This window comes from Arthrobacter sp. CAN_A6, assembly GCF_015751715.1.
GTDB lineage: Bacteria > Actinomycetota > Actinomycetes > Actinomycetales > Micrococcaceae > Arthrobacter_D.
Genome location: NZ_JADOUV010000002.1, coordinates 1 through 21,075 on the forward strand (window position 1 = coordinate 1; position 21,075 = coordinate 21,075).

Annotated in this window: 20 protein-coding genes, 2 tRNA genes and 1 riboswitch; of the genes, 12 read left to right on the forward strand and 10 right to left on the reverse strand. The window is 64.3% G+C overall.

Annotation, left to right across the window (positions count from 1 at the left end):
- Positions 1 to 691: 691 nt before the first annotated feature.
- Both IWX75_RS03435 and IWX75_RS03440 read left to right on the forward strand, forming a co-directional pair.
- Positions 692 to 2,050 (forward strand): polysaccharide deacetylase family protein, encoded by a 1,359-nt coding sequence (locus IWX75_RS03435; RefSeq protein WP_196820876.1) that lies wholly within the window; start codon positions 692 to 694, stop codon positions 2,048 to 2,050.
- A gap of 397 nt (positions 2,051 to 2,447) precedes the next feature.
- Positions 2,448 to 2,753 carry a hypothetical protein gene (locus IWX75_RS03440; RefSeq protein ID WP_196820877.1) on the forward strand — a complete coding sequence of 102 codons (306 nt, stop codon included), beginning with the start codon at positions 2,448 to 2,450 and terminating at the stop codon, positions 2,751 to 2,753.
- Here IWX75_RS03440 and IWX75_RS03445 read toward each other — a convergent pair.
- Positions 2,750 to 3,046, reverse strand: a complete 297-nt coding sequence (locus tag IWX75_RS03445; protein WP_196820878.1) for a hypothetical protein — start codon at positions 3,044 to 3,046, stop codon at positions 2,750 to 2,752. The two genes, IWX75_RS03440 and IWX75_RS03445, sit on opposite strands and share 4 nt — an antisense overlap.
- A gap of 539 nt (positions 3,047 to 3,585) precedes the next feature.
- Here IWX75_RS03445 and IWX75_RS03450 point away from each other — a divergent pair.
- Positions 3,586 to 3,807 carry a helix-turn-helix transcriptional regulator gene (locus IWX75_RS03450; RefSeq protein ID WP_196820879.1) on the forward strand — a complete coding sequence of 74 codons (222 nt, stop codon included), beginning with the start codon at positions 3,586 to 3,588 and terminating at the stop codon, positions 3,805 to 3,807.
- Between the two features lie 298 nt (positions 3,808 to 4,105).
- Here the strand turns inward: IWX75_RS03450 and IWX75_RS03455 are convergent, their stop codons facing one another.
- Positions 4,106 to 5,110: an acyltransferase family protein gene (locus IWX75_RS03455; protein WP_196820880.1), complete on the reverse strand. Its 1,005-nt coding sequence runs from the start codon at positions 5,108 to 5,110 to the stop codon at positions 4,106 to 4,108.
- Between the two features lie 841 nt (positions 5,111 to 5,951).
- On the opposite strand from IWX75_RS03455, the gene IWX75_RS03460 reads away from it, so the two are divergent.
- A complete protein-coding gene (locus IWX75_RS03460) occupies positions 5,952 to 6,929 on the forward strand; it encodes an acyltransferase (RefSeq protein ID WP_334684143.1) in 978 nt (325 codons plus the stop codon).
- On the opposite strand, the gene IWX75_RS03465 is transcribed toward IWX75_RS03460, so the two are convergent.
- A complete protein-coding gene (locus tag IWX75_RS03465; protein ID WP_196820882.1) occupies positions 6,926 to 7,837 on the reverse strand; it encodes an alpha/beta fold hydrolase in 912 nt (303 codons plus the stop codon). The genes IWX75_RS03460 and IWX75_RS03465 overlap by 4 nt on opposite strands.
- A complete protein-coding gene (locus IWX75_RS03470; protein WP_196820883.1) occupies positions 7,827 to 8,306 on the reverse strand; it encodes a DUF6314 family protein in 480 nt (159 codons plus the stop codon). The genes IWX75_RS03465 and IWX75_RS03470 overlap by 11 nt, the downstream gene beginning before the upstream one ends.
- Before the next feature lie 82 nt (positions 8,307 to 8,388).
- Here IWX75_RS03470 and trxA point away from each other — a divergent pair, with 82 nt between their 5' ends.
- A complete protein-coding gene (gene trxA, locus IWX75_RS03475) occupies positions 8,389 to 8,787 on the forward strand; it encodes a thioredoxin (RefSeq protein ID WP_026532551.1) in 399 nt (132 codons plus the stop codon).
- Positions 8,788 to 8,902: 115 nt separating this feature from the next.
- Here the strand turns inward: trxA and IWX75_RS03480 are convergent, their stop codons facing one another.
- From IWX75_RS03480 to IWX75_RS03490, 3 genes are all read right to left on the reverse strand, one after another.
- Positions 8,903 to 9,193 carry a putative quinol monooxygenase gene (locus IWX75_RS03480; protein WP_196820884.1) on the reverse strand — a complete coding sequence of 97 codons (291 nt, stop codon included), beginning with the start codon at positions 9,191 to 9,193 and terminating at the stop codon, positions 8,903 to 8,905.
- A 26-nt stretch (positions 9,194 to 9,219) separates the two neighbouring features.
- Positions 9,220 to 10,194, reverse strand: coding sequence for a DNA-3-methyladenine glycosylase family protein (locus IWX75_RS03485; RefSeq protein ID WP_196820885.1), 975 nt, complete (start codon positions 10,192 to 10,194; stop codon positions 9,220 to 9,222).
- A 71-nt stretch (positions 10,195 to 10,265) separates the two neighbouring features.
- On the reverse strand, positions 10,266 to 10,931 hold the full coding sequence (locus tag IWX75_RS03490) for an SDR family NAD(P)-dependent oxidoreductase (protein ID WP_196820886.1): 666 nt from the start codon (positions 10,929 to 10,931) through the stop codon (positions 10,266 to 10,268).
- A 370-nt stretch (positions 10,932 to 11,301) separates the two neighbouring features.
- Here IWX75_RS03490 and IWX75_RS03495 point away from each other — a divergent pair, with 370 nt between their 5' ends.
- Both IWX75_RS03495 and IWX75_RS03500 read left to right on the forward strand, forming a co-directional pair.
- Positions 11,302 to 12,708 carry a cystathionine beta-synthase gene (locus tag IWX75_RS03495; protein WP_196820887.1) on the forward strand — a complete coding sequence of 469 codons (1,407 nt, stop codon included), beginning with the start codon at positions 11,302 to 11,304 and terminating at the stop codon, positions 12,706 to 12,708.
- Positions 12,705 to 13,871, forward strand: coding sequence for a cystathionine gamma-synthase (locus IWX75_RS03500; RefSeq protein ID WP_196820888.1), 1,167 nt, complete (start codon positions 12,705 to 12,707; stop codon positions 13,869 to 13,871). The genes IWX75_RS03495 and IWX75_RS03500 overlap by 4 nt, the downstream gene beginning before the upstream one ends.
- 154 nt (positions 13,872 to 14,025) lie before the next feature.
- Here the strand turns inward: IWX75_RS03500 and IWX75_RS03505 are convergent, their stop codons facing one another.
- The 3 genes from IWX75_RS03505 to IWX75_RS03515 all read right to left on the reverse strand — a co-directional run bounded on the left by IWX75_RS03505 (position 14,026) and on the right by IWX75_RS03515 (position 16,182).
- Positions 14,026 to 14,340 carry a DMT family transporter gene (locus IWX75_RS03505; protein WP_196820889.1) on the reverse strand — a complete coding sequence of 105 codons (315 nt, stop codon included), beginning with the start codon at positions 14,338 to 14,340 and terminating at the stop codon, positions 14,026 to 14,028.
- Between the two features lie 11 nt (positions 14,341 to 14,351).
- A riboswitch (guanidine-III (ykkC-III) riboswitch) is annotated at positions 14,352 to 14,419 on the reverse strand.
- A 117-nt stretch (positions 14,420 to 14,536) separates the two neighbouring features.
- A complete protein-coding gene (locus IWX75_RS03510) occupies positions 14,537 to 14,965 on the reverse strand; it encodes a hypothetical protein (RefSeq protein WP_196820890.1) in 429 nt (142 codons plus the stop codon).
- Positions 14,966 to 14,973: 8 nt separating this feature from the next.
- On the reverse strand, positions 14,974 to 16,182 hold the full coding sequence (locus tag IWX75_RS03515) for an amidohydrolase (protein ID WP_196820891.1): 1,209 nt from the start codon (positions 16,180 to 16,182) through the stop codon (positions 14,974 to 14,976).
- Positions 16,183 to 16,332: 150 nt separating this feature from the next.
- On the opposite strand from IWX75_RS03515, the gene IWX75_RS03520 reads away from it, so the two are divergent.
- From IWX75_RS03520 to IWX75_RS03540, 5 genes are all read left to right on the forward strand, one after another.
- Positions 16,333 to 17,676 (forward strand): glycosyltransferase 87 family protein, encoded by a 1,344-nt coding sequence (locus tag IWX75_RS03520; protein WP_196820892.1) that lies wholly within the window; start codon positions 16,333 to 16,335, stop codon positions 17,674 to 17,676.
- 9 nt (positions 17,677 to 17,685) lie between these two features.
- Positions 17,686 to 18,333, forward strand: coding sequence for an MOSC domain-containing protein (locus IWX75_RS03525; RefSeq protein ID WP_196820893.1), 648 nt, complete (start codon positions 17,686 to 17,688; stop codon positions 18,331 to 18,333).
- 383 nt (positions 18,334 to 18,716) lie between these two features.
- A complete protein-coding gene (locus IWX75_RS03530) occupies positions 18,717 to 20,657 on the forward strand; it encodes a DEAD/DEAH box helicase (RefSeq protein ID WP_196820894.1) in 1,941 nt (646 codons plus the stop codon).
- Positions 20,658 to 20,786: 129 nt separating this feature from the next.
- Positions 20,787 to 20,858 (forward strand) — tRNA-Thr (locus IWX75_RS03535).
- A 55-nt stretch (positions 20,859 to 20,913) separates the two neighbouring features.
- Positions 20,914 to 20,987 (forward strand) — tRNA-Met (locus IWX75_RS03540).
- Positions 20,988 to 21,075 lie beyond the last annotated feature (88 nt).

Below are 21,075 nucleotides of genomic sequence, written 5' to 3' on the forward strand. Positions count from 1 at the left end.
CATCACGGAACGCGGGGTCGTACGTCTTCTTACTATGAGCGGTCATCTGAAACGGAGGCTCCAATCAAGCTGTCTCACAAAACCATACGACCGCACAAGTCATCATCAACACCGCACGAGGCGACTACAACGGAGTCACCCTCAAACTCGCCACAGCGCAGATCTACCGGGAACGCAGGGCAACCGCAACGACCGCATACCAGCGCGAAGCCGTCCAGCCAACCAACCGCAAAGTCTTCGTCATGTAGTCCCTCGCGCCCGCGTGACAAAGGTTTGAGTTCTATACGGGCAGGCAAGCCCTATGCCGCTAGTGCAAGAGCGAGGGGGAGTGGAAGGGGCTACGGGGCCACGCATAAGTGCCACACGGCCTCAACTCACGAGCCATGGACCACCTCCAATGTCAGATAGGGCCTTCCAATGTCAGACCCGAGGGCGATGCACACACATTTGCCGCTTTGCCACGGGATGAACTGATGGCGGGGGTCACGCCCTCCCCCCACCCCCATCCGTCGCCCGTGGCAAAGACGGATTTCTCTCCCCGAACGTCAAACGGTTTGACATTCGGGATGGTTCTGACATTCAGGAGGTGTGCGGACCGTCCAGCAGTAAGCACCACAGAGGTTCAGCACGACAAATTTAGGGCCGTCACTTCCGGTGGTCCATCAAACTCAAATGGCTTAGGAGGCCACGAATGACGACTCGCACAAATCCCTATAACCTCCCGATCATCGCTACGCCCTATTACCTCACGTATAAGGAGGGAGTCGAGCAGGGTTTATATGGGCCGAACGGCTACCAGCCGCCCGGCCCTGGGGTCTTTGAGGTGCAGGAGAACATCAATACGCTCGCCAGGGCAACGAATGATGCCTTGACGGCCGAGTACGCGTTGAAGCACCAGGTCCGGGAGCAGACGGTGAAAGCGGTAGCGGGTGGCTCGTTGGGTACGGGTGGGCTTCCGTTCATCGTGTTGCGTTTCGATGACTACCATGCGGCGTTCCGCACCAAAGTGGTGGGTGTTCTTCGGGCCAACAACCTGCCCTGCATCATGGGTTGCACCGTCGATGGCATCGTCGCGGACTCCACGTACGCCGAAATTCAGTCGTGGCATATCAATGACGGGTTTCAGGTGGTGGGGCATTCCTACACGCATGGACCTGCCTCGACGGACGCGGAACTTGCCCGGGAAATTGTGGAATCCGCCGATGTCATGGAAGCGAACATGAACCTCCGGGTTCACGGGTGGGTGATGCCAGGGACCGGGACGGGGGTTCCTTACGGCGGGTACTACGGGGCCGAGGAAAAAGACTTCCACGGCACGACCGCCGGCAAACTCCTCATGTCCCGCTACGGAATCATCTACGGGGCACGCGGGGGACACCTCGCACCGCAGGGTGGCCACGTCCTCGGGCAGGGCCACTTGACCTACGAGAAATCAACACTCACTGCTTTCCAGGCTTCCGTCAACGCTGCGAAGAAGGGCGCGAACAGCCTTGTGATGATGCTGCATCCCGGCCAGCTCGACAACACTGCGGCCGGGTACATGACGACGGCGACGTTCACCGCGTGCATGGAATGGTTGGCCGCCGAACGGGACGCCGGGAGAATCAGGGTCGGAACAGCGAACGCAGTGCCGGCGCTGACCCCCGGGTCCACGTACCGTCACAACCTCCTGCCAGGGGCGTTCACAAGCCTTACCGGGTGGTTCGGTAGCGGGTGGACGGCTGCCGGCGGCATCGCGACTTCACCGGCCAGTACGGCGGCGCTGTCCACCAGTGCACGCTGGGACGCATCGAAGGCGTTGCAGGGCGGGACGCGGGAAACCCATTTCGTGGTTCGGTCCACGGCGGCTAATAGCGTGAAGGTACGTCTAGCGAGCGGGTCGATTATCACCACGGAAAAGACGTTCAGCGTTCCGGGGGACGGGGCGTGGCATGACGTGCGCAAGTTTTTCACCATCCCCGCCACAGGGCTAAATGGCGTCGATGTGTTCATCAACTCCGTCACAGGGATCGCCTTCGATGTCCGCGAAGCCAACATGTGGGCATCATGACAGGTTAGATGCTGGGCAAGCACGAAACTAGAAAGACCCCACTTTTCGAAGGTGTGGGGTCTTTCTAGCGCTTGAGCCTAGGCCCTTAGGCGCGGGACGCGGTGCCGGATCTCACTACACGGGCACCGAGCGGGGCGCGTGGCTGCCGGCGGCGTAGGGCCGCGTAATGCAACCCGCGAGGATGATGCATTTCATCCTGACCGACCGGCCGGGGTGCTTCCGCCGTGCAGTCCTCGCAGAACACTGCTTCCGCCACTTCGCCGCAACACTGACGTTTGTGCTCTGTATATCCCATAGAACAACGCTATGAGGGTGGCTGGCTGGCGTCCTGAGTAGTCACTACCTGTTCTCCCCAAGGCGAAAGCAAGTAGTCAGAGCCGGCGCTTACCCTGAGCCCATGGAACGCGACTACCCGGGATGGCACGGCATCCCACCATCAGCCGACAGGTTCATCCCACCAATACAGCTTGACGAGCCCGCCGAGCCGATCCACTGGACGAACGGGGACGCCCCCGCGGTTTGGTGTGACCTCACCTACCCGGACGGCGCCGAGGCTACGGCCAAGGGCTTCGCCAAAGCATGGACCACGGAACGGGTACTGGTGCATTGGGTGGAGTTCTCCGGCGCCAGGGAAGCATGGGTGAGTGCTAGTGCGTGCCGGCCACGGGAACTACCGAACCGGGCGCGCCACCGCGACGGCTAGTACGCCCACTCCCAACCGTGCATCGAGAACAGGTCATTGAAGACGAGGATCCCGCTGGGGCTTTCTACATCCAGGACTACTAGGCCGGTCGCTTTTTCGCCTGGTCCGATGCTCGATGGAAGCATCTGCGCTTCCTCATAGCAGTACATGGCCGCTATTGAGCTTGGGTCTGCGTTCGATGTTGTGCCGTTCGCGGCGATGGGCTTGAAGTTGTAGGGGTCCATGGAGAAGGACGACAGGCCGTCGTCCGTACCGACCGCGGGCGTGGTCTCTACGGACACGTCCAGTGTCACGAAATGCCCATTCTCGGGAAGCTCAGCATCCGGGCTCGTGCATGGTGCGTCAACAGTGATCGAATTGACGACGAAAGAAGCTTGCAATTCTCCCTCACCGTTTTCAATGCCGGTTCCCTCACCTGGAGTGAGGACGACATTGCCACGGGGAGACATCTCACCCTCAGGCGTAGCTTCCGCAGTTGGCGTGGCTGAGGTTTCGTCTGGCAGCGGTGACGGCTCTGACACGACCGGGGTTTCCGACGCTTCGGATGTGGCTTCTTCAATGATTTCGGAGGACGCTGATTCGCCGCCTGCGGGTTCAACGCTTGGGGCGTCGGTTGCGACTGGTTGGCTACAGCCGGCGAGCAGCAGTGCTGCGAGGCTGAGAGGTGCGATGTACTTCTTCAATGGTTCCCCCAGGTACGTAGTTTGAGATGAGGAAACTATGTCATACCCGCTGGGTGAAAGTAGCCCCTGCCGTCGTAGAGAACTACTTATGCGGGAGCGCCACGTTTACACCGTGGATGTCATCGGTTCGATCAGTGGATGATGTCCCAATGAAAACCAACGAAAAAGACCCTACCGGCGCAGACGCGGCAAGAGATCCGTTGAGAATCCTCACCGCGCAGGAAGCCGCGGCGATCCTCCACTGTTCACCTGCCACGTTGAAGGGCTGGCGGTACAAGCAGCTCGGCCCAAAGTTTGTTCGCTTGGGTTACCGGACGATCGGCTACCGGCCGGCAGACCTCGAAGACTTCATCAACCGGCCGACAGACTAACCCGTGCCCACATTTTGCCCACACTCGCCCATAAAACTACCTGATACGGCGCGATTTACAGTGATGTACTTTCCCTAGAATCTAGGATTTTCGTCGCTGACCTGCACCTTTGAGAGGTTTCGAATCCCTCATCTGCCACATCGCCGGAATAGCAGCGAAGTAAGACCCATCGGAACTTAGAAATAGGTCCCGGTGGGTCTTTTTTTGTCTCCTGTCGGGGAAAATTGTTGAGAAAGTGCATCGGAGCGTGCCTACAAGGCCGTCCCATCCTCCTCGCGCGGGTGGGTGCCTGTCGCGCTCAAGCGGCGCGTGGTGTTCCGAGGAAGACTTGGGAGAGCGGCGTCCGGTTCAGGATCATGGCGACTGCCCAAGGTAGGGCCACCGCGGCGATCAGCACCCAGTAGGATCGCCCCGTGTCCGGAATCGCGAGCAACCATAGAACGTACGTGTGGGTCAGCACTACCATCAGGCACCCGGCGGCGAGCCTCGTGGACATCGCATGAACCCATCCGGGCAGCCGGGAGAACACGCCCTCGAGAATCAGGAGGAGACCAAAGCCGATCAGCACCGCTGCGACAACACTGAGCACAGGTGTGCCGAGCTCGCCGTACTTCATGTCCAGTGGTGCTGACGTCCTGGCGAGGATAGGTGCGGTACCCACAAGGAGGCACGCCGCCCCGATCCGGATCGGCGCCTGCACCAGGGCACGGAAGTGCTGCAGTCCGTGACCCGCGAGCATGAAGATGAGCGCGGATCCGGCGACCCCGAGTGACATGGGCAGCAGGGCGAGAGCGTCCCCGAACAGGTGGGTGACGACTGTGATCCCGCCGATGATCGCTACCCGAGGGACAAGGGGAACACGCTCGACTGCCCGGAACATGATGGCCGAAATGAACAGTGCAGGCATGAACCAGTAAGCCCCGAAGGGCCCCGCATTGAGGGACCCGCCGATAAGAGGCAGGGTCACAGCTTCCGGAGTGAGCGTGCCGCGGTGGCTGTGGATGGCGACGTGAGCGAGGAGGGTCACGACCAACCATGCGACGTAGGGCGTCATGATGGTCCGGAATCGCTTTTTCGCTTCCGCTGCGACGGCCCGTCGGGCGTCCGGTTTCCTGCTCTTCCAGAGGTACCCGGATAGCAGGAAGAACGCGGGTACGTGCCACGTGTAGAGGCCGGCGTCGATGATGGGCCCCGCCCAGACGTGCCCGGTAACGATCCCGACGACAGCGACGACGCGGAGGGCATCGATGGCTCCGGATCGGGCCGCTGTGGCGGTTGGTGTTGTTGCGTGCAGGGTCGCCAAGCGTTCCTCCCAGGTCGAATTGGTCCGTATCAAGGGTATGCGAGGCCCCTTGGGTGATTCTTCGAACCTGGGTAGTCTCTTGAGTCTGCCTTTTGTCTGCCTATCGGGGAGGCCCTCTTCCGGTGCCCCGTCCCTTGCCCACATTCGCCCACACGTGCCGATGAAACAGCATGACTGAACGGAAGTAGCAGTGGACCTCCCCAGAATTCGGGAAGCGGCGGAGAACGGCGCCGCTACAGCTTCTTCGGACAGTCCGCGCAGGTGCCCACATACTGGTGGGGACAGGCTACTTGCTCGCCGACTTCGACGGGGAGGGTGATGATCACAATGTGTCTCCTAGCACTCGCGTCATTTCAAGGACGGTAAAAGGAGGGGTCCGCCCCTGTCTCCAGCACCGGACGGACCCCCCTGTTACTTCCTCGCACATTTCAGAGACCCGAAGCAGTAACAGCTGCCACATTATCCCCATCCGTAACGGCCGACAAGAGCGGAATCCGCAGTTTTGGGGCAGTTTTCCGTACAGACTTCCAGCCGATCTGCAGTGACTGGCCGGCCCGAGAAAGTTTCCGATTTCTCCCTTGGCGTACGCCGCCCGTGTGGGATTGACTGCTGTTAATGCTAAGCGCACTGTTTAACCGGGAGTAGTTCCCGCGGCGGCTACCCCAGCACCGCAGCGGTCGAGCTGCTCCTAGGCGGCTATAGACGCCGGATGGTCCCCCTGCCTCTTGAGACCGGGTTAGGGGGACCATTTCCTGTTGCAGAACACCTAGGCTGAAGAGCAAGAGCAAGAGGAACGGGCCGACGACGGGGAAGTGCGATCAAAGCAGCGACGGGCACGAGAATCGGTTGGCTCGACAGCCTGCGCGGAGCAGCGATCCTGCTGGTGGTCGTCCTCCACGCCGGAGAGGCACTGCGGTTCACGGAAGGGGGCATTCCCGCATCCATCGAGGCCTTCAACCAGTTCCTTGAACCCTTCCGCATCCCCGTGCTCATGTTCCTTTCCGGGCTCCTCCTGCCACGGTCCCTGAGCAAGCCTGCCGGTACCTACTTCGCCGGCAAGGGCGCCAGGGTCGGTTGGCCCTACCTCATCTGGTCGGTCATCATCCTTGGGGCAAGTGCCAACCTCACGCCGGCCAACCTTGCGGAAATTGCCTACTTCCCTCCCACATACCTCTGGTACCTCTGGTTCCTCCTCGTGTTCTACGCGGGTGCCTTCCCGCTGCGGAGAATTCCACCGCTGTACCCATCCTTCGCTGCTTTCCTTGCCTCCCTGGTGCTGCCGAACGGCGGAATGTTCGGGATGCTGATGTTCCTCCTCGGTTTTTTCTTCCTTGGAGCCTGGACTTCCCAGCACTGGGACGCGGCGCTGCGGTTCACCCGGAGCTGGTGGGTGGTCGCACTTTCCGCAGCGGCCGCCGCAAGCGTCGCGTGGCTCAGTACCATGGAGGTGGGGGTGCTGTACCAAACGCAGTTCGCCTGGGGCGTGGTGGGCGCGTTGGTGCTCGCAGCATGGCTCTTCCCCCTGATTCCTCGTGGCCGCGCAGTGCGCTGGCTCGAGTTCGTCGGCAGGAACTCGATCGTCTTCTATGTCACGCACCTCGCGCCGATCATGATCACCGTGGCACTTGCCGACGCCGTCGGGCTGTCCAGCCCCTGGCTGCTGTACCCGTTGCTGCTGATCCTGGGAGTCGGTATCCCGCTGGGCGTCGCCTACGTCTACAGCCGGGGCGATCATGCGTCGGTCACCCTGCTGTTCGAGTTCCCGCGTGTTCTGCGGTTCCCACGGGTGGGACGGGGCACGCGACGGGCCAAGGCCTAACCGGGCGGAAGCAGGTCGAGAACCGCCCGGGCGAAGGCGTCCGGCGCCTCCTGGGGGATGTTGTGTCCCACACCGGGTAGGTTCCGCAGTTCGTACCGTCCGCGGAAGTGATGCCGGTCCTCGGGGCTGGTCGCACCGCCGACGCCGTCGTTCCCGGCCTCGAGCACGATGGTGGGCACCGGAATGGCCGGCTGTGCCGCGATCCGATCCTCCAGCTCCTGGTAGCGGGGATCACCCTCGACAAGGCCGTAGCGGTGCCGGTAGGAGTGGATGACCACGTCCACGAAATCCGGATTGTGCAGACTCCGGGCGCTCGCGGGGAACGACGACGACGCGCCCCGCCAGTCAGGCGACCAGGTTCGCCACAGCAGTTCGCACAGTGCATCGCGATTCGCTTCGAGGCCGCGGCGGCCTCGCTCGGTGGAAAAATAGTACTGGTACCAGTAGGAACGTTCAACCTCAGGGTCCACCGGTTCCATGGCCCGGGCGATGTTCTGGACGTTGTAGCCGCCCGCGGTCACCAGCCCTGACGCGCGCTCCGGGGAAAGTGCGGCGACGATGCACGCCGCACGGCCGCCCCAGTCGTAGCCTGCCAGGACGGCGCTTCCGATCCCGAGGGCGTCCAGGAAGTCGAGGAGGTCCTGTGCAAGGGCCGCCTGTTGTCCGGACCGCGGGGCGTCCCCCTCCGGGACGTCTTCGTGGAAGTGCGTGGCACCGAATCCGCGGAGGTAGGGGGCCAGGACCCGGTGGCCGCGCTCCGCGAGGAGCGGGGCGACGTCGTCGAACGCGCGAACGTCGTAGGGAAAGCCGTGCAGCAGGACCACGGGCGGGCCGTCCACCGGCCCCGCCGTCTCGTACGCGATCTCAAGGACCGGTGTGGACACCCGGTCGGAGGCCTCAAAGCTCATGCGGCGGCGCTGGTGGATTCCGACGACGGAGCACGGTGGTCAGCAACTGGTCCTTCGCCGGCCCTTGGACATCCCAGGAGTACTCGACAACGTCCGGCGTGCGGACGGTGAAGCGGATCCGGTAGGCGTCCGGTGAACACCAGTGTTCCGCAGTGCAGGAGCCTGTTGAAAGGTCCAGGTCGTGGAACGGCCGCCTGTCGGGAAACAGTACGCGGAGGCTGGAAGGCACAGTTCCCGCTTCCAGAAGGTACTCCCGGAAGGCGGGTCCCCGGAAATCCTGCCAGGAGACCGTACCCGTTTCGGCCCAGGACAGGCAGCCGGCGTCGTCGGGCGTGAAGGTTGTGGTGCCGGTGAAAGTTCCATACCGGCCTCCCCAATTGTCCATCAGGGTGCGCTCGGCTTCCCAGGTGCCGAGGAGGAACGCTGCGGCATCGGCGACCGGGAAGCAGCGCTGCGTTTCGACGGGCAAGGGCGTCCTCCTGATCCTCGGCCCCCTTCATCCTCAGCGAACAGAGGGCGACATCGACGGGCATCTTCGCTAGCGTTAAAGCATGTCGACAATCAATATCACCGAAGCAAGCTTCCCCGAAACCATCGAAGGCAACGACATCGTGTTCGTTGACTTCTGGGCAGAGTGGTGCGGCCCGTGCAAGCAGTTCGCGCCGGTGTACGATGCCGTTTCCCAGCAGCACGACGACGTCACCTTCGCCAAGGTCGACACCGAAGCGGAGCAGTCCCTCGCCGCGGCAGCGGGCATCACCTCGATCCCCACCCTGATGGCTTTCCGAGAGAAGGTGCTCGTGTTCTCGCAGCCCGGAGCCATGAACGCCAGCCAGTTCACGGAACTCGTCGACGCCGTCAAGGGCCTCGATATGAAGACAGTCCACGAACAGGTTGCCCAGCAGGCGACAGCCGGCAATGGACAGGCCGCTCCTTCGCAGGAGAACTGAGCCGATTTCGAGGAAGCCCCTGCTGGTGAGCGGGGGCTTTCTCGTTCCTGGGCGGAACTGTCGTTCGCGGGCGGAACCGCCGTTCGCGGGCGGAACCGCCGTTCGCGGGTGTAAATCAGGAGTGTTCGTCCGAGCGCGTGACCTCGGCGGGCCTGGCCAGCAGCGCGCTGAGTGACTCCCCGAGGTCCTGAACCGCAGGGCCCCCGAGGTGCAGATCAAGCAGTTCCGTCGATTCCCACTTCTCCGTCAGCACGATGCGGTCCTCGGCGGCGTCGGTGATTTCGTACCGGATGCAGCCGGGTTCCTCGGCGACCCGCTCTACGGCGATCTCGAGCGCGAGTTTCACGCGGAAGAACTCGCCCTCGTTGGGGGTGAACACGGCAAGGACATCGACAGGTTTGCTCATTCCACGAGCTTAGCGGGAGTGATCCCTCACCTTCGCCGGTGGTCCTCCGGGGACAGCCTCGGGCCGAAGGTGGGCTTCCGGAAACCGCTTGCATACAGCATCCGCACCACGCGTTGCCGCTCGCCGGCCCACGGTTTCAGCAGGCGGACCATGCCGGCGTCATCCGTCCGTTTGCCGGTGAGGGCAGCGCCGACGTAGGCGGCGAGGTGGAAATCACCCACTGAAATCGAATCGGGGCACCCGTGTGTCCGCTGGAGCACTTCAGCCACCGTCCAGACGCCGATGCCCGGAACCGAGCGGAGTCCGGTTCGAAGTTCCTCCGCATTGGGAAGGCCCGCGAGCCGTTCGAGACCGGAGGCCACCAGCGCGGCTTTCAGGATGGTTCCCGAGCGCTGGGAGTCCACGCCTGCCTTGTGCCACTCCCACGAAGGGATGCGGCGCCACTGATCGGCGGTCGGGGGGAGCCGGAGCCCGGTCGGAGCGTAATCGCCGGCCCCGGGAGCGGGATTGCCGTAATGGTTCAACAGGTACCGCCACGACTGTTTCGCTTCGAGCGCGGTCACCCTCTGTTCGAGAACCGAGCGGGCGACGGCGTCAAGCATCCGGCCTGTCGTGGGCAGGCGCAGGCCGGGGTTGAGGTAGCGGCCCTTGCGGGCGAGCGCGGGCAGGGTCTCGCGGTAGGCGGGATCGTCGAACTGCGACCAATCGTCTACGGCTCCGAGGAGCCGGGGGAGGCTCTCCAGAGCGAGCTCCGATCCCGGGCCCCATGCCGCCGCTTCGATCCGCGCGGAGTTGAGCGTACCGCGCGGCAGCAGCCGGAGCGTGGTTGCGCCGTCGTCGTTCCGGAAAGCGAGCCAATGCGCGCCCCCGGTGATGATGTACGCCGGGTCCTGCGCTCCACATTGGAGGATCCCGATGGTTCGGGCGAGGTTGTACGCACCCTCCGGCTCCCACACCGCGGACAGGCCGGCGGCGCGGATGGAGGTGGGCAGGACGGTCACCCGTTAATCGTCCCACGGGATTGCGGAACAGGATCGGTGCTGCCGCAGGGCTTGCGGCCCCCCGCTCCGGCTCAGTCCTCGCTGACCTGGTGCCGGAAGCGGTCCCGTCGGATGTGCAGGTCCCACAGGATGCCGGCGAGGACGTCCGGATCCTTCTCGGGATCGCCGGCGATGATGCGCCCGCCGATGATGAGCTGGGACACCTGGATGCCCTCTTCGCCCAGCACCTCGTGCAGGAGCTCCGCGTAGGCGGCCTGCCCGGCGAAAGCCACCGAGGTGCCGGTCACGTTGCGGCCGGGCTTGACAGCCGAGCCGCCGTTGACGAAGAGGATGGTGCCGCGGTTCTCGCCGAGGAAGCGCATGCCCGGAACCACCTGATGCACCGCGGCCACGGGCCCGTAGATCGAGAATTCGATGGGTCCCACGAGATCCGCCGGCGTCGTTTCGAGCACGGGGCGCATGAAGTCCTTCTGCGGCAGCGGGCTGTACTGCAGCACCTCGATCGGGCCGAGGGTTTCGGTTGCCTGCTCGAGCGCACTGGAGATCGACGCCGGATTCCGCACATCGGCGGTGAAGCCCTTCGCGTGGACGCCGTCCTTCCCCAGTTCCTCAGCCAGCGCATCGAGGCGCCCCTGGTTCCGGGAAATGAGGGCCACAGAGAATCCTTCGGCGCCGAACCGCCGTGCTACTGCTGCTCCGAGACCTGATCCTGCTCCGATAATCGCGATAGTAGTCATAGTGGGTGCAAGTCGGCCGGGCGCCGTCGTATTCCACCGGTCCGCCTTATGGGCCGGTGGAATACGGCCGGCAGCCGCACCGGAAGTTGCGCGTTTCCCGGGAGGGCGGTCCGTGAAACGGTGTGTCTCGGAGGACACGCCGCGCATTGGCGGCAATGGCGTGATATGTCATGCAGCACGGCAGCCGGTGGCGGGAACGCGCCCACGTGCCGGCAGGCGTTTGTACGAATAACGGCGTGTTTCACTCGGCACGCCGAGGGGAGCGCGAATGGCATGAAAAGCGATGCAGGAGGCGCCGGAAAGGCCCGGAAACGTCCTCCGGCGTAACCTGTGGATCCCTGACATCGTGCCGCTTGGTAACTTTGTAGGCATGAAGTACGCAAATTCGATAGTCGACCTGATCGGCAACACCCCACTGGTCAAACTCAACACCGTGACCGAGGGGATCGCCGCAACGGTTCTTGCGAAGGTCGAGTACCTGAACCCGGGCGGATCGGTGAAGGACCGCATTGCATCGAAGATGATCGATGCAGCCGAAGCCGAGGGCAAGCTCAAGCCCGGCGGCACCATCGTGGAACCGACCTCCGGGAACACCGGCGTCGGCCTTGCCCTCGTCGCCCAGCAGCGCGGCTACAGGTGCGTCTTCGTGGTGCCGGACAAGGTGGGCGAGGACAAGCGCAACGTCCTCAAGGCCTACGGCGCGGAGGTCGTGGTGACCCCGACCTCCGTTGCTCCCGAGAGCCCTGAGTCGTATTACGGCGTCTCCGACCGGCTGACCCGCGAAATCCCCGGCGCCTGGAAGCCCGATCAGTTCTCGAACCCCAACGGACCCCTGAGCCACTACGAGACCACGGGTCCAGAAATCTGGAATGACACCGATGGGCGTCTGACGCACTTCGTCGCCGGGGTCGGCACCGGCGGAACCATCAGCGGAACAGGACGCTACCTCAAGGAGGTATCGGCCGGCCGCGACGGCGGCGCCGTGAGGATCATCGGCGCTGATCCGGACGGCTCCGTGTACTCCGGCGGTACCGGGCGCCCCTACTTCGTGGAGGGCGTCGGGGAGGACATGTGGCCCGATGCCTATGACCGCACTGTCGCAGACGAGATCCTCGCCGTCACCGATGCGGAGAGCTTCGAGATGACACGACGCCTTGCCCGTGAGGAGGGGCTTCTGGTCGGCGGATCATGCGGCATGGCCGTGGTGGCCGCCCTGCGGGTGGCCAGGAACCTGACGGCTGACGACGTCGTCGTGGTCCTCCTGCCCGATGGCGGCCGCGGCTACCTCGGCAAGATCTTCAACGATGACTGGATGAAGTCACTTGGCTTCTCGAACGGGGATGGCGGCGACAACACGGTGGGGAAGGTACTGGACTCGAAAACGGGGACCACCCCGGAACTGGTGTACGCCCGGCCGTCGGCAACGGTGCGCGACGTCATCGCCATGATGGGCGAGTACGGGGTATCGAGCATTCCGGTCCTCTCGCACGAGCCACCGGTCAAGATGGGTGAGGTGCTGGGCTCGGTGGATGAGCGCTCGCTCACCGCGAGAATCTTCCAGGGCACAGCGAAGCCGACAGACGTGATTTCGGAGCACATGGATGGCAAGCTTCCGCTGATCGGTTCATCCGAGGCCGTGGACGCGGCCCGCGAGAGGCTCCAGCACCATGACACCCTCATGGTGACGCAGATCGGTTCGCCGGTGGGAATTCTCACGCGCCAGGACTTGCTGACCTATATGAGCATCCAACCACCCCCATTCTCAGGAGCATCGTGACGCATTCTGACGCCCAGGGCTTCAACACCCGCGCCATCCACGCCGGCCAGACACCGGATCCCACTACGGGAGCGGTCATCCCGCCGCTCTACCAGACCACCACCTTCGCCCAGGACGGCATCGGCAAGCTGCGCAACGGCTACGAGTACGGCCGCGGCACCAACCCGACGCGCGATTCGCTGCAGACCCAGCTTGCCGCCCTCGAGGGTGGCAAGCACGCCTTCAGCTTCTCGTCGGGACTGGCAGCCGAGGACGCGCTGATCCGTGCAGCCCTGCGGCCGGGGGACCATATCGTGCTCGGCAATGACGCCTACGGGGGGACCTACCGGCTGATCGACCGTGTGCTGTCCGAGTGGGGCATCACCAACAGTGCGGTGGACATGGCCGACCTCGACGCCGTCAGTGCGGCGATCGCGAATGGCAATACGAAGATGGTCTGGGTCGAAACGCCGTCGAACCCGATGATGAAGATCACCGACATCGCCGCTGTCGCACAGCTCGCTCACGACGCCGGCGCGCTCCTCGTCGTGGACAACACCTTCGCCTCGCCCTACCTGCAGCAGCCGCTGATTTTCGGCGCCGACGTCGTGGTGCACTCGACCACCAAGTACATCGGCGGGCACTCGGACGCCAGCGGCGGCGCCGTCGTGGTGAACGACGACGATCTCGCCGAGAAGGTGGGTTTCATCCAGTTCGCCGTCGGTGCGGTGTCGGCGCCCATGGAAGCGTGGCTCACCACGCGCGGCCTCAAGACGCTCGGCGTCCGCATGGACCGCCACTCCTCCAACGCGACGGCAATCGCGCAGTGGCTCCTGGAGCAGGACGAAGTGGAGCAGGTGTACTATCCGGGCCTCGCCGACCACCCGGGCCACGACCTCGCCGCGTCCCAGATGAAGAGCTTCGGCGGCATGATCTCGGTGACGTTCAGGGGCGGAGCCGAGGCGGCGAAGAAGGTGGCCGAAGCCACCTCCGTGTTCACGCTGGCTGAGTCCCTCGGCGGCATCGAGTCGCTGATGAACTATCCGTCGGACATGACCCACGCGTCGGTCAAGGGCACGGAACTTGCCGTACCCGAAAACCTGATCCGGCTGTCGGTGGGCATCGAGGACGTCGAGGATCTCCTGGCGGACCTCGAGCAGGCGCTCACCGCACTGCGCAGCTAGGGCGATCCTCCGGAGCGACGGCCGCGAACTGTCGGGACAGCTCCGTCGCGACGGCTCGTTCGGTCACATCGCGCAGGGAAGGCGGTGAAACGGTACGCCGCCGGGGTCCTCCTCGATGGCGCCCCGGCCGTCACCGGCGTTTTGGCCGGTGCACCTAGTGGCTGAGTTTGAGCCCCACGACGCCGCCGACGATCATGGCCAGGAACACGATCTTCATAAGGGACGACGCCTCGGCGCCGGTGACCATGGCATACACGACGGTCAGGGATGCGCCGATGCCGACCCAGACGGCGTAAGCCGTTCCGGTGGGCAGGTCCCGCATCGCGTAGGCCAGACCAGCCATGCTGGCCAGAATCGACGGAATGAAGACGAGGGTGGGTCCGAGTTTGCTGAAGCCTTCGGATTTACCGAGGGCCGTGGCCCATACGGCTTCCAGCACACCGGAAATGACGAGAACGATCCATGCCATGACTTTTCTCCCATGGGCCGTCTTGTCGCACACCGGGTACGGCACCCATCGTCCGGGAGTTCCCTGATCAGGGACTCACCGCAATTTTTTCACGCATCGTGCGGGAAGGCCAATGAGGGCGGCCCACGCATGGCTCAATCACGAAAAGGGTGACTGCCGGTAGCGTTAGTGAGCCGGTCGGCGCGTCGGAACCGCGTCAACCCCGCTTCCACGGCAAGCGCAGTTTCTTCTTCGCCTTCGGCTCGGTGAGCTGGAAATAGTCGCTGCTCTGCGGCAGCCACATCAACAGCACCGCCACGAGCATCGCAACGGCGATCGCTGATAGGCCGGGGGTGCCGCGCACCAGGACGGGCACGCCCGCGATGATCCCCAGCGTGCTCAGGAGCTCCCGCGCGTTGCGCTTCCCCCGTCGCAGGCGCAGCAAGAGCGCCAACTGCACGACGGCGAGCACCGTGAGGACCGCCCCCAGGCCGAGGAACCCTGCGCGGTCCTCCTCCTGAGCCGCCGCGGAGAACAGGAAGGTGCCTCCCGCCACGAGGAGTAGGACGCCTACCACGAGCCACACTGCGAAGGCTGCGCGCAGTGTGAAAGGCTTCGGCGGAAGTGCGGGCCTGCGGCTGGGCATGATCGCTGTTAATCCCGGGCTGCGACGACGCCGCTGCGGGTGGCGGAGTCATAGCGGTAGACCTCACGGCCCCCGATCCAGACCTGCAGTGCGCGTTGCATGACATCGAGCGGGTCACCGCTCCACAGCACGACGTCGGCGTCCTTGCCCACGGCCAGCGATCCGAGGCGCCCGTCGAGACCCAGTACCTTCGCCGGGTTGATGGTGATCGAGCGGAGCGCCGTTTCGCGGTCCAGCCCCTCCTTGATGGCGAACGTTGCCTGGTGCACCAGGAAGTTGATCGGGATGACGGGGTGGTCGGTGATGATCGAGATCTCGACGCCGGCCGCCGCGAGCTTGCCGGGGTTGGCGATCGAGCGCCCGCGCAGTTCCACCTTGGACTTCGTGGTGAACAGCGGGCCGATCAGCACGGGCGTGCCCCGCTCGGCGAGCACATCGGCGAGCAGATGCGCTTCAGTGCCATGGTCGAGCACCAGGTCGTACCCGAATTCGTCAGCGAGACGGATGGCGGTGGCGATGTCGTCCGCCCGGTGGGCGTGCTGGCGCCAGGGGATCTCCCGGCGGAGCACCATGGCCAGTGCCTCGAGTCTCGGATCGCGCGCGTTCTCGTCGGCCTTGCCCATGTAGTTCTGTGCTTCCATGAACGCCTTGCGGATCACCATCGCGGTGCCGAGGCGCGTGGACGGGGTCTGCTTCTTGTCGCCGTACACACGCTTTGGGTTCTCGCCCAGTGCGGATTTCAGGCCGCTGGGGGAGCGCAGCAGCATCTCCTCGATATACCGGCCGTGGGTGTGGATGGCTACGGCAAGGCCACCGATGGGGTTGCCGGAACCCGGGTTGACGTTGACGGTGGTGACGCCGCCTGCGAGCGCGTCGTCGAAGCCGGGATCGTAGGGGTTGATGGCGTCGAGGGCACGCACACCGGCGGTATTGGGATCGGTCATCTCATTGGTGTCGTCCCCCGCCGAGCCCTCGCCTTCCTCATGAGTACCCAGGTGCACATGAGCGTCGACGAAGCCGGGCAGCAGCCATCTGCCGTCGGCATCGATCACGGCTGCACCCTCGGGCACCTCCACGTCCGCACCGAGCGCGGTGATCGTGCCGCCGTCGAACACCACAGTGCCGTCGAAGGGATCCCCATCGATGGGTACCACGTGCGCGTTGACGACTGCGGTCAGGGGGCGTGCGGCGGATTTTCCGAGCGGGGACGTGGTCATTGAGGAGGGCCCTTTCGCAGTAGGTGAGGAATTTCCAACATACCCGCTTGGTCGCGACCGCCGGGTGCCTGGCTACACTGGATGAGCCGCCGGGCGATGAATCGGATCATCAGGAGGGTCCCGCGGCAACCCGTCGACGAAGGATTATTCATGCGTTCGAGCAGCAGCCCACCGGTGGTCCGGGTGCTCACCCTCATTGCCGCCGTCGTCGTTTTCGCGGCACTTGTGCTGTGGTCGCTGGCGTGGGCCAACTTCATCGGCCTGGATTTCCGTGTCTACCGGATGGGCGGCCAGAGCGTGGCGGACGGCGACGGTTCGCTGTATACCCGCTCGTTCGGTGAGGGTGAGGGATCGCTCCTTTTCACCTACCCACCCTTCGCCGCCCTGCTGTTCACTGCGCTGACCCTGGTGACTGCCGAAACCGGCGCGGCGATTTTCGTGGCGCTCTCCGTCCTCACGGCGCTCACGACGGCGGTATACGTGGCCCGTTACCTGACGGGCCTTCCCGGCGTGCGTGCGGTGCTGGGCCATCCCGTGGCGTTGCCGGCCGCCATCGCCGGCGCCGGACTGATCTGCCTGCTGGGGCCCTGGCGCGAGACGATGGCCTTCGCGCAGGTCAACATCCTCCTGTTCGCGTTGATCATCGTGGACCTGCTGTCGGGGCCGCACCGCAGGTGGCCCACGGGGATGCTCACCGGAATCGCCGCTGGCATCAAGCTGACCCCGCTGGTCTTCGGCCTCTACTTCCTGATGCGGGGCGAGTGGCGCGAACTGCGGAACATGGCGGCCGGGTTCTTCGGGACCATCGGGCTCGGCTTCCTGCTGCTCCCCTCGGAATCCCGAATCTACTGGCTGCAGATGCTGCGGGACACGGGCCGGATCGGCGGGGAGGGGTACGTGGACAACCTGTCGGTGCGTGGAGCGATCCTGCATTTCGGTGGCCCTGATTTCCCGTCCTTCCTCCCGTGGCTCGCTGTGTCACTTGTGCTCGTCGGCGCGGCCGCGTACGTGATCCGTGGTGCCCGTGCGCGGAACGACCGTTTCATGGGGATGATGGCGACGGCGCTGCTCATGCTGCTCATCTCGCCCATCTCGTGGTCGCACCATTGGGTATGGATCGCGCTCATCCTTCCGGTCCTCGCTGCCCAGTTCTTCTCCCTGCCGGAGAGCCGGAAGGCATACCGCTACGCCGCCGGTGTGTTGTTCGTGGTCACCTTGCCCGTGTTCGTCTACTCGCCCAAGACCATCGGCACGTTGCTCGGTGCCGAGGACCTCAACTCCCAGCTGACCACCGGGTGGCTCATGGCTTCCAGCGCCGGCGTCTTCTGCGGCCTGGCGATTCAGGTGTTCTGGGTGCTGCTGACGCGGGCGCTCCGTCCAGCGGCAGACAGTTCCGCAGCCGACAAGCGGGCCACGGCGAGCACCGCCGGTGGGAACACCGGTGCGGCCCACGCGGCGCGTCCGGCACCGGTACCGACCACTCCGGCGCCATAGGATATCGGCATGACGACTGGTTCCGTGGTGGCAGTATGCAGAGTGCATGAACTCCTTCCCACGCGTGATTCCACGGGGGTCACCGCCATCGACAAGCGGCCGGTGAACGGCGAGGTGAACGTGCACGCCCTCGGGCTGACGGGTGATATCCAGGCCAGCCGCAAGCATCACGGCGGCCCGCTGAAGGCCGTCTACGCCTATTCGCAGGACGACGCCGACTACTGGAGCGCCGAACTCGGCCGCACCGTGGATCCCGGCCTCTTCGGGGAGAACCTTCGGGTAGCCGGCGTCGAGGCCAGCCGCGCGGTCATTGGAGAGCGCTGGCTGGTAGGGGACACCGTGATCCTTGAAGCCACCATGCCCCGGACTCCATGCGTGAACTTCGCGCGCCGCCTCGGCGAGAAGAATTGGGTGAAACGGTTCGCGGAGGCCAACCGGCTGGGCACCTACCTTCGAGTCGTCCAGCGGGGTGCCATGGCAGCGGGGGACAGCGTGCAGGTTCTCAGCGTGCCCGCCCACGGCATCACTGCCGCCCAGGTTTTTGCCGGGCTTGATGCGGTCTCCGCCCAGCGACTGCTCGACGCCGATGCGGCGAGGGAACCGGCCCTGTCGCCACAGGTGCGCAAATCAGCGCTCCAGGCCCTCCGGACCGGCTGAATCCCACCCTGCGGCTCGCTGGATCCGACCGAGTGACAGCCGACGTGGGGAAGGTCACCCGCCGTCGTCGGGCTTTCGAATGGTCCACGCGCCTTGCGTACAGTAGACTTGGAATATCCCCCACACCGGTATTCCCTTTATTTTCGCCCCTTCAAGGGCTGGATAGGTTGTGTTTGGGGCCCGCTGCAGAACAGGCGGGCAGATTCATCAGGGAGCGCCGGCTAGAAGAAAACGTCACACATCACTGCTGAGAGAGCAGCGAACCAGTTGTGACGAGAAGTCCTGCCGCGGGATTGAAACAGTGCCGGATTTCTATGTACATACGGCACCTGTAGGCTCCCGCCATCCGGGCCGTCCGGCATCTATCTGAAGGTTCTTCCCTCATGCCTGAAAATCTGTCCCTGGAAAACACCGAAAACAACTCAGCAATCGAGGCCCCGGCCGCTGCTGCCCCCGCAGCCGAGGCCCCCGCGGAGGACGACGGCGTCGACATCCGTTTCGCTGACCTCAACCTCGACAGCCGCGTACTCGCCGCACTGACCGACGTCGGCTACGAAAAGCCGTCACCCATCCAGGCCGCCACCATTCCGGCGCTTCTTGAAGGACGCGACGTCGTCGGTCTGGCCCAGACCGGTACCGGCAAGACGGCAGCATTCGCTATCCCTGCACTGTCGAAGATGGCAGAGCTCGCCGACATCAACGGCGGCCCCAGCAAGCACACGCAGGTCCTGGTGCTCGCACCGACCCGCGAGCTCGCGCTCCAGGTCGCCGAGGCATTCACCTCCTACGCACGCCACATGGACGGCTTCACTGTTCTTCCGGTGTACGGCGGATCACCGTACGGGCCGCAGCTCGCCGGTTTGCGCCGTGGTGCCCAGGTAGTCGTCGGTACTCCCGGCCGTGTCATCGACCACATCTCCAAGGGCTCGCTGGACCTTTCGAACCTCGAGTACGTAGTGCTCGACGAGGCCGACGAGATGCTCCGCATGGGCTTCGCCGAGGATGTTGAGCAGATCCTCTCATCGACGCCGGCAGAGAAGCAGGTTGCACTGTTCTCGGCCACCATGCCCGGTGCCATCCGCAGGATCGCCAAGAAGTACCTGAACGATCCCGCCGAGATCTCCGTCAAGGGCAAGACCACCACCGGCACCAACACGCGTCAGCGCTACCTGCAGGTCATGGGCCCCCACAAGCTCGATGCCATGACCCGCATCCTCGAGGTCGAGGAATTCGACGGCATCATCGCCTTCGTGCGCACCAAGATGGCGACCGAGGATCTGGCGGACAAGTTGCGTTCACGGGGCTTCTCGGCGGCAGCCATCAACGGAGACATTCCCCAGCAGCAGCGTGAGCGCACGGTCGAGGCCCTGCGTGACGGCAAGATCGACATCCTCGTGGCTACCGACGTCGCAGCCCGTGGACTTGATGTGGAGCGGATCTCGCTCGTCGTGAACTACGACATCCCGCACGACACCGAGTCCTACGTGCACCGCATCGGCCGCACCGGTCGCGCGGGCCGTTCGGGTGACGCCATCCTCTTCATCACCCCTCGTGAGAAGTACCTGCTGCGCTCCATCGAGAAGGCGACGCGCCAGCCCGTCGAGCAGATGCAGCTTCCCTCCACGGCGACCATCAACGAACTGCGCATGGTCAAGTTCGCGGGCAAGATCACCGAAACCCTGGCGGGCGAGGACGTCTCCGAATTCCGCGACCTGATCGCGAACTACGAGCAGGAGCACAACGTTCCCGCAGCGGAGATTGCTGCCGCGCTGGCCGTCATGGCTCAGAACGGCAATCCGATCCTCGTCAAGGACATCCCGGTTGCGCCGGCAGGACAGCGTGAGCGCTCCGAGGGACGCAAGGATGCCTTCGGTTCACGCGGACCGACACGCACCCTCACCGAGGGCAATGCCACGTACCGCATCGCCGTGGGACGCCGCCAGCGCGTGATGCCCGGTTCGATCGTGGGTGCCATCGCCAACGAGGGCGGACTCTCTTCCGCGCAGATCGGTGGCATTGATATCCGCGCCGATCACACCCTGGTCGAGCTCCCCGCGGATCTCAGCAAGGACCAGCTGCGTGCACTGTCGAAGACCCGCATCGGTGGCGAACTGATCCACCTCGAGCTCGACAAGGGCCGTAAGCCTGCCGGGGCCCGCGGTGCAGGCGAGTTCAAGAAGCCCTTCAAGAAGGACTTCAACAACGACTCCAAGAAGCGCGACGGCGACACCCGATTCAGCGGAGACGGTGCCCGCAAGGCCCGTACCGGAAAGGGTGCCGGAGCCGGCGCCGGACGGTCGAGTGCACAGACGGACCAGTGGTAGGAATTAGCTAGGCCGACCCCTCCGGATCCCTGCCATAGCGGGGATCCGGAGGGGAATCGGGATGTCGCCGACAAGGGCGGCTTTCGATTTCGCACCAGCGGTCGGGAACTGGTAAAGTTTCTTGCTGTTGCCCCCCTAGCTCAGTGGTAGAGCGCGTTCTTGGTAAGAACGAGGTCACCGGATCGATTCCGGTGGGGGGCTCGAAAATGAGGGGCCCGCATCCGGTAAAATGGTGGTTGCGGGCGAACTCATTTATGGCGGTGTAGCTCAGCTGGTTAGAGCGCACGACTCATAATCGTGAGGTCCCGGGATCGAGTCCCGGCACCGCTACAAATGAAAACCTCCGGAAGCCGATGGCTTCCGGAGGTTTTGCTTTCGGTTCCCGTTATGCCGGCTTCGCTGGTTGGAGTCGGCGGGG

Excerpts from the sequence above, each read along its gene's own strand:
- IWX75_RS03435 (WP_196820876.1), top strand. The coding sequence starts at position 692 with ATGACGACTCGCACAAATCCCTATAACCTCCCGATCATCGCTACGCCC.
- IWX75_RS03440 (WP_196820877.1), top strand. The coding sequence starts at position 2,448 with ATGGAACGCGACTACCCGGGATGGCACGGCATCCCACCATCAGCCGAC.
- IWX75_RS03450 (WP_196820879.1), top strand. The coding sequence starts at position 3,586 with ATGAAAACCAACGAAAAAGACCCTACCGGCGCAGACGCGGCAAGAGAT.
- IWX75_RS03465 (WP_196820882.1), bottom strand. The coding sequence starts at position 7,837 with ATGAGCTTTGAGGCCTCCGACCGGGTGTCCACACCGGTCCTTGAGATC.
- trxA (WP_026532551.1), top strand. The coding sequence starts at position 8,389 with ATGTCGACAATCAATATCACCGAAGCAAGCTTCCCCGAAACCATCGAA.
- IWX75_RS03480 (WP_196820884.1), bottom strand. The coding sequence starts at position 9,193 with ATGAGCAAACCTGTCGATGTCCTTGCCGTGTTCACCCCCAACGAGGGC.
- IWX75_RS03490 (WP_196820886.1), bottom strand. The coding sequence starts at position 10,931 with ATGACTACTATCGCGATTATCGGAGCAGGATCAGGTCTCGGAGCAGCA.
- IWX75_RS03495 (WP_196820887.1), top strand. The coding sequence starts at position 11,302 with ATGAAGTACGCAAATTCGATAGTCGACCTGATCGGCAACACCCCACTG.
- IWX75_RS03505 (WP_196820889.1), bottom strand. The coding sequence starts at position 14,340 with ATGGCATGGATCGTTCTCGTCATTTCCGGTGTGCTGGAAGCCGTATGG.
- IWX75_RS03510 (WP_196820890.1), bottom strand. The coding sequence starts at position 14,965 with ATGCCCAGCCGCAGGCCCGCACTTCCGCCGAAGCCTTTCACACTGCGC.
- IWX75_RS03515 (WP_196820891.1), bottom strand. The coding sequence starts at position 16,182 with ATGACCACGTCCCCGCTCGGAAAATCCGCCGCACGCCCCCTGACCGCA.
- IWX75_RS03520 (WP_196820892.1), top strand. The coding sequence starts at position 16,333 with ATGCGTTCGAGCAGCAGCCCACCGGTGGTCCGGGTGCTCACCCTCATT.
- IWX75_RS03525 (WP_196820893.1), top strand. The coding sequence starts at position 17,686 with ATGACGACTGGTTCCGTGGTGGCAGTATGCAGAGTGCATGAACTCCTT.
- IWX75_RS03530 (WP_196820894.1), top strand. The coding sequence starts at position 18,717 with ATGCCTGAAAATCTGTCCCTGGAAAACACCGAAAACAACTCAGCAATC.